Genomic DNA, 10,627 nt, shown 5'->3' on the forward strand with positions numbered 1-10,627 from the left:
GTTGCCAGTGGATAGGTCAGTCAACACGTTCTCCCCATCGATTCTCGAACAGCAGCTCGGCGAGCGGCCGCGGCCTGGCCCAGCCCTCTTCCACCAGCATCGGCTGGTCATAGAAGGCCGCGACCGGCCCCAGGCAGAGCAGCGCCACCGGCTTGCTGCCGGCGGGCATGCCCAGCAGCGCGGCCAACGCCTCGGGCTCGAACAACGACACCCAGCCCAGGCCCAAGCCTTCGGCGCGGGCGGCCAGCCAGAGATTCTGAATGGCGCAGGCCACCGACGCCATATCCATTTCCGGCAGGGTGCGGCGGCCGAAGACATGCTTTTGGCGCCCGTCCATCAACGCCACCGCCAGCAGCTCGGCGCACTCGCGAATACCCTCGACCTTGAGCCGCATGAATTCATCGGAGCGTTCGCCCAGCGCCTCGGCGGTGCGCACCCGCTCAGCCTCCACCAGCGCGTAGGCGGCTTCGCGCAATTGCGGGTCGCTGATGCGCAGAAAGCGCCAGGGCTGCATCAGGCCGACGCTGGGTGCGCGGTGCGCCGCCTCCAGCAGGCGTGCCAGCACCTCGGCCGGCACCTCGCCGCCACTGAAATGACGCATGTCGCGGCGCTCGGCGATGGCGCGATAGACCGCGGCGCGCTCAGCGGCGCTGAAGGCCTGGTCGCTCATGGACGCAACAGCGCCGCCGCCGCCAGGGGATTGGACGGCAGGTAGAAGTGGATATAGCTGGCCGTCAGCCGTCCCAGGCGATAGACCGCCTCGGCCACCGCCTTGCCGTTCGGGCAACGGCCCAGAGCCAGCGGCGCCAGCGGGCTGTCCAGGCGCGAATGGTGGTAGCTGTGGCCACGCAGCTCGCCTTCCGGCAACGTCACCTGCTGCAGGGCCAGGGCGGTCAATCGCGGTTGCAGCGCGGCGCGGCCGGCCAGCAGGCCGAGCATGCGGCCGCTGGCGCCCTGCTTGTCGGCCAGCTCGTCGAGCAGATAGAGCATGCCGCCGCACTCGGCGAGGATCGGCTTGCCGGCCTGGTGATGGGCGCGGATCGCCGCGGCCATGGCCTGGTTGCCTTGCAGCTGGGCCAGATGCAATTCGGGGTAGCCGCCGGGCAGGTAGAGGCTGTCCACCTGCGGCAGGCCGTCGCCGGCCAGCGGCGAGAAGAATTCGAGTTCGGCGCCCAGCTCGCGCAGCAGATCGAGGTTGGCCTGGTAGAGAAAGGCGAAGGCGCCATCGCGCGCCACGCCGATGCGCACGCCGGCCAGCAGCGGCTCGACCACCCGCGGCGGCGGCGCGGCAAAGCGCACCGGTGCCGGCAAGGCCACCTCGGCGCTGGCGGCCAGGGCATCGGCGGCGGCATCCAGGCGCGCATCCAGGTCGGCCAGCTCCTGCGCCTGCACCAACCCCAGGTGGCGGCTGGGCAGCTCCACCGCGGCATTGCGCGGCAGCGCGCCGTACCAGCGGATAGTCGGCGGCAGCGCAGCGCGCAGGATCTCGCCGTGACGGGCGCTGGCCACCCGGTTGCCGAGCACGCCGGCGAACGGCAGGTCGGGCTGGAAGGTCGCCAGGCCATGGGCCAGGGCGCCGAAGGTCTGGGCCATGGCCGAACCGTCGATCACCCCCAGCACCGGCACGCCGAACTGCCGCGCCAGGTCGGCCGCCGAGGGCTGGCCGTCGAACAGGCCCATCACCCCCTCGATCAGGATCAGCTCGGCCTCGCCCGCCGCCTGCCAGAGCAGGCGGCGGCTCTCCGCCTCGCCGACCATGGCCAGGTCGAGCTGGTACACCGGCGCGCCGCTGGCGCGGGCGAGGATCATCGGGTCGAGGAAATCCGGGCCGCACTTGAACACCCGCACCCGCCGACCCTGACGGCTGTGCAGGCGCGCCAGGGCGGCGGTGACGGTGGTCTTGCCCTGCCCCGAGGCTGGCGCGGCGATCAGCAGCGCCGGGCACTGGCGCGAGGTCAAAACTCCACCCCCTTCTGCGCCTTCACCCCGGCCTTGAAGGCATGCTTGACCAGGCCCATCTCGGTCACCGTATCGGCCGCCTCGATCATCCCCGGCAAGGCGCCGCGCCCGGTCACCACCACGTGCTGCGAGAGCGGCCGCGCCTGGATATCGGCGAGCACCGCATCGAGCTGCAGATAACCGTGCTTGAGGGCGATATTCAGCTCGTCCAGCACCACCAGGCCGACGCCCTCGTCGCTCAGCAGGCGCTGCGCCACGGCCCAGGCCTCGCCCGCCTTGGCGATATCGCGCTGGCGATCCTGGGTCTCCCAGGTGAAGCCCTCGCCCATCACGTGGTAGCTGACTTCCTCGGGAAAACGGCGGAAGAAGGCCTCCTCGCCGGTGCTGGCGGCGCCTTTGATGAATTGCACCACGCCGACTTTGATGCCGTGGCCGAGGGCGCGGGCGACCATGCCGAAGGCGCTGCTGCTCTTGCCCTTGCCGTTGCCGCTGTGCACCAGCAGCAGGCCGTACTGGTCCTGGGCCTGGGCGATCTTCGCGTCGATCAGCGCCTTCTTGCGCGCCATGCGCGCCTGGTGCCGGGCGTCGCGATCAGCCGATTCGCTCATCGAAGTTTCCTGGTCTGCGGGCATCCGGGCGCGGGCCGCCGTGCACGACTGGCAAGCTGGCGTGGCGGCATCGTTACGCTCCCGAACACACTGGGCTGGACAAGGCAGGCGGAGAACGGCGCGCGCAGGCCACCGGGAAGGCGAGCCCGCACGCCAGACAACGCCCTCCGCGATGCCGTGGACTGCAGCAGGCCGGTCTCCGGGCTTGTGAGCGAGCCTCGCGGGCTAGCGCCGCGCCTTCCCATGCACGAAGCACAGTGGCAATAGAGCGGCGTTTGACTCACCTACCGTTGCGGGGGCAGCGCCGGATTCTGTACCGGCTTCCCTGTTTCACCTCGTACGCGCGTGGCGTCGGGCACCTGAAGCAAGGCGCGCAGGGTAGAGGCTGGCCGCCTCGCCCGTCAACGCCGACGCGACTCAGTGGCGGGGGACGAAGCCGGCCGGCTTGCGCGCCAGCCACTCGACGAAACCGCGCAAGCGCTCGTCGCCCAGCAACGCTTCGCGGCTGTTGTAGCTCAGTGCCAGCTCCTTCTCGCTGAACAGCCGGTGGATCTGGTTATGGCAGGCGCGACAGACCCAGAGCGTGGCCGTGATGCGTTCGTGGCGGGGATAGCGCTTCTGCACATAGGCCTTGTCGTGCAGGGCCTTGGGGATCAGGTGGTGACGGGTCAGCGCCACCGACCGCGCGCACAGTTCGCAGGCGTCGGGCTGGGGCGGCAGACGGATGGCGTCGGCCACGGCGGCTCAGCGCTTGCGGCACAGGGTCAGGCCGTCGCCCAGCGGCAGCAGCGACAGCTCGACGCGCGCATCGTCCTTGAGCGCCCGGTTCAGCGCCTGAATGGCGCGGGTGTCGGCGCTGTCCGGCTGCGGCTGCAACACCCGGCCGCTCCACAGGGTGTTGTCGAACAGCAGCAGGCCGCCCTGGCGCAACAGGCGCAGCGCCTGCTCCAGGTAGGCCGGGTAGTTGGCCTTGTCGGCGTCGACGAAGATCAGGTCGAAGTCGCCCTGCCCTTCGTGCTCCAGCGCCGCCAGGCTGTCCAGCGCCGGGCCCAGACGCCATTGGATACGCTCGGCCAGACCGGCCTCGGCGAAATAGCGGCGCGCGGTGGCGTTGTAGTCGCCGGGCAGGTCGCAGCAGATCAGCTGACCCTGCGGCCCCATGGCATCGGCTAGGCAAATGGCGCTGTAGCCGGTGAAGGTGCCGACCTCGACGATCCGCCGCGCGCCGACCAGCCGCACCAGCAGGGCCATGAACTGACCCTGCTCCGGGGCGATCTGCCAGCGCGCCTCGCTCAGCTGCGCAGTTTCCGCGCGCAGGCGGGCGAGCAACGGCGACTCGCGCAGGGAGACGTCCAGCAGGTACTGGTAAAGCGCGTCGTCGAGCTGCAGGCTGCGCTGGGTCACGGATTGCGCGCCAGTTCGGGGGCGAGCACGCGCTTGGCGTCCAGATAGGCGCGCTGCCAGTAGCTGTTGTCCAGGCTGTCCAGGCGCACCGTGCCGCCCGAAGACGGCGCGTGGACGAAACGTCCCTCGCCGACATAGATGCCGGCATGACTGACGCCGCGCCCGCCGTTGGTGGCGAAGAACACCAGGTCGCCGCTCTGCAGGGCGTCGCGGCGCACCTTGGGGCTGCGCATGGCGCTCAGCTCGCGGGTCGAACGCGGCAGGCTGATGCCGGCGGCGTCGCGATAGACGTAGCCGATCAGGCCGCTGCAGTCGAAACCGCCGTCTGGGGTATTGCCGCCGTAGCGATAGGGCGTGCCGACCAGGCCGAGGGCGCGGAACAGCACGTCATCGGCGCCGCCCTGGAACTGGCCAGTGGCTGGCGTGTAGCTGGGCTGGGGGGTGGGAGCGCGACTGCTGCAGGCACTCAGCAGCAGGGCGAGAACGAGCAGGGCAACACGGGTCGTGACGGGCATGAGCGAGGCGATCCTGAGCCTGGATGCGCCCTACTCTGCCGGCTCACGACGAACGGCGCAACCCTGCGGGGCCGCGCCGCAAGCCATCAGGGATGACGCTTGGCGGCCTGCTCGTCGTCCACCTGGGCCAGGGCGAGGACGCGTTTGGCCTGCAGGTAGCTGCGATTCCAGTAGCTGTCGTCCAGGCTGTCGATGCGCACGCCGCCGCTGCGGCTGCTGCTGGAATGGATGAACTGGTCGTCGCCGAGGTAGATGCCGGCGTGGCTGACGCGGCCTCGGCCGCGGTCGTTGAACAGGATCAGATCGCCCGGTTCCAGGTCGGCGCGGGCCACCTTGGGCGCGTCCAGGTTGATCAGCTCGCGGGTCGAGCGCGGCAGTTCCAGGCCGACTTCCTTGCGGAACAGGTAGCCGACGAAGCCGCTGCAGTCGAAGCCGGACTGCACCGAGTTGCCGCCGTAGCGATAGCGGGTGCCGACCAGCGAACGCCCGAGGTCGAGCAGGCTGTCGGCCAGCTGCGGCATTTCGTAGGGTTGGTCGTCGATCAGCGCGGCCATCTCGTCCTCGGCAGGTTCGACCTGCTGAGCGACGGGCTTGACCATGGGTTCGTCGAGCTGCGGCTGCGGCGCATGGCCGGCGCAGGCGGCGAGAAAGGCGATGAGTGCAAAAGGCACGAGGGGTGCGAAGCGTTTGGGCATGGGCACGACCGTGTCGGTTGAATTTACAAGTGCGCGACTATGCCCTCTATGCCGTCTATTTGCAAATTCTATCGCTCGAAATGTGACCCAGTAGTTCCGGCAAAACATCTAAGGCCCGCCCAGCCAGCCGTACATCCACCACGTCGCTGAGGTCGGTCAGCGTGGGGTTGATCTCCACGCTCAGGCCGCCGGCCTGGCGGGTACGCAGCACCGGCTCGACTATGTAGGGGAAACTGGCGCTGGTGCCGACGCTGAGCACCACGGCAAAGCCCTTGCGCAGTTCGCCGTAGAGACTGTCGACGGCCGCCTCCGGGAGCATTTCCTCGAACAGCACCACGGGCGGGCGCAACACTCCGCCGCACTGCCGACAGCGCGGCGGCAACGGCCGCTGCAGGTGCTCGGCCAATTCGCTGTCCTCGGCGCCGCAGGACTGGCAGTACAGCGGCGCCAGCTCGCCATGGATCTCGATCAGACGCTCGCCGGGGCTGCCGGCGGCGCGGTGATAACCGTCGATATTCTGCGTCAACACCCAGCAACCGGGCTTACGCCGTTGCAGCTCGGCGATGGCCAGGTGGCCGGCATTCGGCGCCGCACCGAGGCAGGCCTTGCCCAGCTCGGCCAGGTACTTCCAGCACAGTGCAGGGTCGCGGCGCAGCATCGGCCCGGACAGCGCCGCCTCGATCGGCAAGCCTTCGGCGGTATGGCCGTTGTACAGGCCGCCGAGGCCGCGGTAGGTGGGCAGCCCGGAGTCGGCCGACAACCCCGCCCCGGTAATGACCAGAATGCGCTCGGCCTGCTCGATGGCCCGCGCGACTCGCCGCAGCGCCTCGTCCATGCCTTAGCCCAGAATCTCGCTGAGGGGAATGAACCGCAGGCTGTCGCCCTCCTCCAGCGTCGTCCCCTCCAGAACCTCGGCCAGCCCTTCAGCCCAGGCGGCGCTGCGCAGCACGCCGGAACTCTGGTTGGCGTAAGGCACCGCGCGACCGTGTTCCAGGCGCGCGCGCAGGTATTCGCGGCGTATGCCCGGCTTGTGCCAGGCGAATCCGGCCGGCACGACGAAGCCCAGCGGCTCGATGCGCTGCACGCCGAGACGCCGCAGCAGGTAGGGGCGCGCCAGCAGACCGAAGGTAACCAGGGTCGAGGCCGGATTGCCCGGCAGGCCGATCACCGGCACGCCCTGGTAATGACCGAAGGTCAAAGGCTTGCCCGGCTTGATCGCCAGCTTCCACAGCGCCAGCTCGCCGGCCTCGCGCAGGGCCAGGCCGAGATAATCCGCCTCGCCCACCGAGACCCCGCCGGTGGACAGGATCAGGTCGACGTCGCCGAGCCTGCCGAGGGCCTCGCGCGTCAGCTCCAGGTCGTCCGGCAGGATGCCGGCGTCGACCACGGCGCAACCCAGGCGCTGCAGCCAGGCGCTGAGCAGGCGCCGGTTGCTGTTGTAGATCTGCCCCGGACCGAGCGCCTGGCCGGGCTCGACCAGCTCGTCGCCGGTCGACAGCACGGCGACCCGCGGCCGCCGCCGCACGCGCAGTTCGGCCGCGCCGAGGGAGGCGGCCAGACCCAGCTCGATCGGCCCCAGGCGCGTGCCGGCCGGCAGCACGCAGTCGCCGACACGGGTTTCCTGGCCGCGGGCGCGGACGTTCTGGCCAAGCCTGAGCGGCTGGCGAAAGCGCACCCGCCCGGCGTCATCCAGCTCCACGTTTTCCTGCATTTCCACGCTGTCGGCGCCAGCTGGCAGCGGCGCACCGGTGAAGATGCGCGCACAGCTACCCGGCTGCAGCGGCAAGGGCGCCGTACCGGCCTGGATGCGCTGGCTGACCGGCAGCGCCTCACCGTGCCAGTCGGCCAGGCGCAGAGCGTAACCGTCCATGGCGCTGTTGTCCCAGGGCGGCAGGTCGAGTGCGGCGAGCAGCGGCTCGGCCAGCACCCGACCATCGGCATCGGCCAGCGTGACGGTTTCCTGCTGCGCGATGGGTGCGGCCTCGGCCAGCGCCAGCAGGCGTGCCAGCGCCGCCTCCATGGGCAACAGGCCGGGCTGCTCGCAACCGCTCATCCGCGGCTCTCGCAGGCGGCCACCTGTTTCAGATGGGGGACGAAATTGCAGGGACGATGCCGGGCATCCAGCTGCTCGCCGAGGATGCCGTCCCAGGCGGTGCGGCAGGCGTTGGTCGAACCCGGCAGGCAGCACACCAGGGTACCGTTGGCCAGGCCGGCCAAGGCGCGCGACTGGATGGTGGAGGTGCCGATATCGGCCACCGAGATCTGCCGGAACAGCTCGCCGAAGCCGTCCACTTGTTTATCCAGCAGGCAGGCGACCGCCTCCGGCGTGCTGTCGCGCCCGGTGAAACCGGTGCCGCCGGTGATCAGCACCACCTGCACGCCGTCATCGGCGATCCAGCCGGCGACCTGGGCGCGGATCTTGTAGAGATCGTCCTTGAGCAGGACGCGCGCGGCCAACTGGTGACCGGCCGCCTGCAGGCGATCGACGAACAGTTGTCCCGAGGTATCGGTTTCCAGGGTACGGGTGTCGCTGACGGTGAGCACGGCGATCTGCAGCGGCACGAACAGCGCCTCGGCCTTATGGTTCATGGCAGGCTTCCAATTGCGAGAGAATGGCCGGAGTTATATCACACCACCCGCCACCGGAGACGCCAGCATGCCCGCCTCGAACGCCCCACCGCCCTGCTCCGTACTGCTGCTTGCCGGCGGCCGCGGCCAACGCATGGGCGGTCGCGACAAGGGCCTGCTGGAGTGGCGCGGGCGGCCGCTGATCGCCTGGCTGCACGAGCTGGTACGCCCCTTGAGCGACGACCTGATCATTTCCTGCAACCGCAACGCCGAGCGCTACGCGCACTATGCCGACCGCCTGGTGAGCGACCAGGACAGCGACTTCCAGGGACCGCTGGCCGGCATTCGCGCGGGCCTGGCGGCGGCGCGCCACAGCCAGCTGCTGGTACTGCCCTGCGACGCGCCGCTGGTGGATCGCCCGCTGCTCGACGCCTTGCTCGAACGCGCCGGTAGCAAACCGGCGGTGGTGCGCCAGGGGCAGTACTGGCAGCCGCTGTTCTGCCTGCTGCAGACCGACTTGCGGGACGATCTGGAACGCGCCTGGCAGGCCGGCCAGCGCAGCCCGCAGCGCTGGCTCGACAGCCTCGCACCGACGCCGCTGGACTGCCCGCTCGACGATGCGCGCCTGGCCAACCTGAATACGCCGGAACTCCTCGCCGCCGCCCGCCCCGACTGAGGCGCCGGGAAAACTCGGTGGAACTCGCACGCCGCTACTGCGTCTGAGCCTGGGTACATAGGTTGTATCACCCAAGGAGACAGACCATGACTCAACGGATCATCCCCGCCCTGCTTATCGCCCTCGGTTTCGCCGCACTGGCCGGCTGCGCCTCGCCGTCGGTGATCACCCTGAACGACGGCCGCGAGATCCAGACCGTGGACAAGCCCAAGTTCGACGAGGACTCCGGCTTCTACGAGTTCGAGCAACTCGACGGCAAGCGCGCCACCGTCAACAAGGACCAGGTGCAGACCGTCAAGGAACTCTGAATCGACGCCCCGGGCCTCCCCAGCGAGGCCCAGGCAGGCTGTGGGGTTGGCACGAAAACGGCCGCTGCGCTAATTTTTTTTCGGGCTAACCCCTTGTGCGGTAAAAGTTTTTCGGTAGAATACGGCTCATTCGGAGTGTAGCGCAGCTTGGTAGCGCGTCTCGTTCGGGACGAGAAGGTCGCAGGTTCGAATCCTGTCTCTCCGACCAATCCCTTGTTCCAGCATGTACCCACATGTATCGGAACCCCAGAAAACCCGGCCTCTAGCGCCGGGTTTTCTGTTTCTGGCTGTACCACTCTATCCCTGCCTATACCTACCAGTTTGGTATGCCCGTTGGTATGCTGCCGGATCATTCGAACTCGGCATACCAAAAAGCCATGAAAAGAGCGGATATCAAGCGCCGGCCAATGGCCGATACCACCCTCGCCAACCTCGAGCCAGAAGACAAAACCTACCGCGAGCATGACGGCCAGGGCCTGTACTTCCGGGTCAAGCCGTCCGGCCAAAAACTGTGGGAGCTACGTTACTCGAAACCTGGCTCCGGCGCCCGTTCCTGGCTCGGCCTCGGTCCCTACCCTAGCGTGAACGGCGCCAGGGCCCGGGCAAAGGCACAGGAAGCGCGCGAACTGATCGCCCAAGGGATCGACCCATCGACCCAGCGCAAGGCCGAAGTCGCCCAGGAGAAGGCCAAGGCCGAGAGCACTTTCGAGCCACTGGCCCGCGAGTGGTATGCCGCCCGGGTAAAGAGCTGGGGCGACGGGTATGCCAAGCGCGTGATGGGCGCCCTGGAACTTCACGTCTTCCCCAAGATGGGCAAGCGCTCGTACGTCGATATCACCCCGATGGAGTGGATGGAGTTCTTCAGGGCCATGGAGAAGAAAGGCATCCTCGACCAGATGGGCAATGTGCGCCGGTTCTGCAAGGAGATCTATGACCTGGCCCGGGTTACCGGCCGCGCCACCACCAACCCGGTGGACGGGCTCGACAAGTTCCTGCAGAAGAAGCAGAGCGAGAACTATGCCCACGTCGACCAGGCCGACCTGCCCATGCTGCTGCAGTCGATCAGCGCCTACACCAACCGGGTGGTGAAGATCGGCCTGCGCCTGCTGATCCTCAACGGCCTGCGCCCGAGCGAGGTGCGCGAAGCGCGCTGGTCCGAGTTCGATCTCGAAGCCGCCATCTGGGAAATCCCCGCCGAGCGGATGAAGAAGCGCCGCGAGCACATCGTGCCGCTCTCCACCCAGTCGCTCAATCTGCTGCAGGAGCTCAAGATCTACTCTGGCTCCTACGACCTGCTGTTCCCCGGGCGAAACGACCGCACCAAGCCGCTGAGCAATATGGTGTTCAACATGGCCCTACGCCGAATGGGCTACCAGGGCCAGCAGACCGGTCACGGCTTCCGCCATATCGCCAGCACCATCCTCAACGAGAACGGCTTCGACGAAAACCACATCGAGGCCCAGCTGTCGCACGCCAAGTCTGGCGTCGCCGGCGTCTACAACAAGGCCAAGTACCTTGAGCAGCGGCGCACGATGATGCAGTGGTATGCCGATCACCTCGACACGCTCGAACGTGGCAACGTGGTGCAGATCGGAAAGAGGGCCTGACCAGGCCCTTGCCCTGCCCCGCCAGCGCGCCGAAACTGGACTTGAGTTTCTGGGAGATACCCCACGCCTGTTTTATGCGAGGTGGATAATGGCTTTTGTCTATGTGAGCTTTGGCGTCGATCTGCACCGGCTTCAGTTGAAAGATGAAGCCGAAGTGGAGAAGTTGAGGCAACGGCTTGATGACGTTGTCCGCGAGCATGTACACCCAGCAGGCCTATCGAACCTCGAATTTGACTCTGATGTGCGCGTCGAGGTGCTTGAAACCGCTGGCAGACCCGATTAGCAGT

The 10,627-nt window shown here is 68.1% G+C and carries 14 protein-coding genes, 1 tRNA gene and 1 riboswitch; of the genes, 5 read left to right on the plus strand and 10 right to left on the minus strand.

The genetic code is table 11. From position 1 onward, the window contains the following. Positions 1–16: 16 nt before the first annotated feature. The 10 genes from bluB to moaB all read right to left on the minus strand — a co-directional run bounded on the left by bluB (position 17) and on the right by moaB (position 7,770). Complete coding sequence (gene bluB / locus AC1G9C_RS15020; RefSeq protein ID WP_480407993.1) at positions 17–670, minus strand: 5,6-dimethylbenzimidazole synthase; 654 nt, start codon at positions 668–670, stop codon at positions 17–19. Next, positions 667–1,959: a cobyrinic acid a,c-diamide synthase CobB gene (locus AC1G9C_RS15025; RefSeq protein ID WP_480407994.1), complete on the minus strand. Its 1,293-nt coding sequence runs from the start codon at positions 1,957–1,959 to the stop codon at positions 667–669. Before AC1G9C_RS15025 ends, bluB begins: the two co-directional genes overlap by 4 nt. Continuing rightward, positions 1,956–2,567, minus strand: a complete 612-nt coding sequence (gene cobO, locus AC1G9C_RS15030) for a cob(I)yrinic acid a,c-diamide adenosyltransferase (RefSeq protein ID WP_480407995.1) — start codon at positions 2,565–2,567, stop codon at positions 1,956–1,958. Before cobO ends, AC1G9C_RS15025 begins: the two co-directional genes overlap by 4 nt. 173 nt (positions 2,568–2,740) lie before the next feature. Continuing rightward, a riboswitch (cobalamin riboswitch) is annotated at positions 2,741–2,945 on the minus strand. 39 nt (positions 2,946–2,984) lie between these two features. Further along, positions 2,985–3,305 (minus strand): hypothetical protein, encoded by a 321-nt coding sequence (locus AC1G9C_RS15035; protein WP_021445724.1) that lies wholly within the window; start codon positions 3,303–3,305, stop codon positions 2,985–2,987. A 6-nt stretch (positions 3,306–3,311) separates the two neighbouring features. Next, positions 3,312–3,971: an O-methyltransferase gene (locus AC1G9C_RS15040; protein ID WP_122108599.1), complete on the minus strand. Its 660-nt coding sequence runs from the start codon at positions 3,969–3,971 to the stop codon at positions 3,312–3,314. After that, positions 3,968–4,486 (minus strand): C40 family peptidase, encoded by a 519-nt coding sequence (locus AC1G9C_RS15045; protein WP_021445722.1) that lies wholly within the window; start codon positions 4,484–4,486, stop codon positions 3,968–3,970. Before AC1G9C_RS15045 ends, AC1G9C_RS15040 begins: the two co-directional genes overlap by 4 nt. Positions 4,487–4,572: 86 nt before the next feature. Next, positions 4,573–5,181 (minus strand): C40 family peptidase, encoded by a 609-nt coding sequence (locus AC1G9C_RS15050; protein WP_480407996.1) that lies wholly within the window; start codon positions 5,179–5,181, stop codon positions 4,573–4,575. Between the two features lie 55 nt (positions 5,182–5,236). Then, positions 5,237–6,016: an NAD-dependent deacylase gene (locus AC1G9C_RS15055; RefSeq protein ID WP_122108602.1), complete on the minus strand. Its 780-nt coding sequence runs from the start codon at positions 6,014–6,016 to the stop codon at positions 5,237–5,239. Between the two features lie 3 nt (positions 6,017–6,019). Further along, a complete protein-coding gene (locus AC1G9C_RS15060; protein WP_480407997.1) occupies positions 6,020–7,234 on the minus strand; it encodes a molybdopterin molybdotransferase MoeA in 1,215 nt (404 codons plus the stop codon). Beyond that, positions 7,231–7,770 (minus strand): molybdenum cofactor biosynthesis protein B, encoded by a 540-nt coding sequence (moaB, locus tag AC1G9C_RS15065; RefSeq protein ID WP_021445718.1) that lies wholly within the window; start codon positions 7,768–7,770, stop codon positions 7,231–7,233. Before moaB ends, AC1G9C_RS15060 begins: the two co-directional genes overlap by 4 nt. 67 nt (positions 7,771–7,837) lie before the next feature. Here moaB and mobA point away from each other — a divergent pair, with 67 nt between their 5' ends. The 5 genes from mobA (at position 7,838) to AC1G9C_RS15090 (ending at position 10,623) form a co-directional block, all read left to right on the plus strand. Further along, complete coding sequence (gene mobA, locus AC1G9C_RS15070; protein WP_480407998.1) at positions 7,838–8,425, plus strand: molybdenum cofactor guanylyltransferase MobA; 588 nt, start codon at positions 7,838–7,840, stop codon at positions 8,423–8,425. Between the two features lie 86 nt (positions 8,426–8,511). Beyond that, positions 8,512–8,733, plus strand: coding sequence for a YgdI/YgdR family lipoprotein (locus AC1G9C_RS15075; protein WP_021445716.1), 222 nt, complete (start codon positions 8,512–8,514; stop codon positions 8,731–8,733). Positions 8,734–8,864: 131 nt separating this feature from the next. Then, positions 8,865–8,941 (plus strand) — tRNA-Pro (locus AC1G9C_RS15080). Between the two features lie 169 nt (positions 8,942–9,110). Next, a complete protein-coding gene (locus AC1G9C_RS15085; RefSeq protein WP_480407999.1) occupies positions 9,111–10,340 on the plus strand; it encodes a tyrosine-type recombinase/integrase in 1,230 nt (409 codons plus the stop codon). 88 nt (positions 10,341–10,428) lie between these two features. Further along, positions 10,429–10,623, plus strand: a complete 195-nt coding sequence (locus AC1G9C_RS15090) for a hypothetical protein (protein WP_480408000.1) — start codon at positions 10,429–10,431, stop codon at positions 10,621–10,623. Positions 10,624–10,627 lie beyond the last annotated feature (4 nt).

The organism is Pseudomonas sp. ABa2 (genome assembly GCF_056676075.1).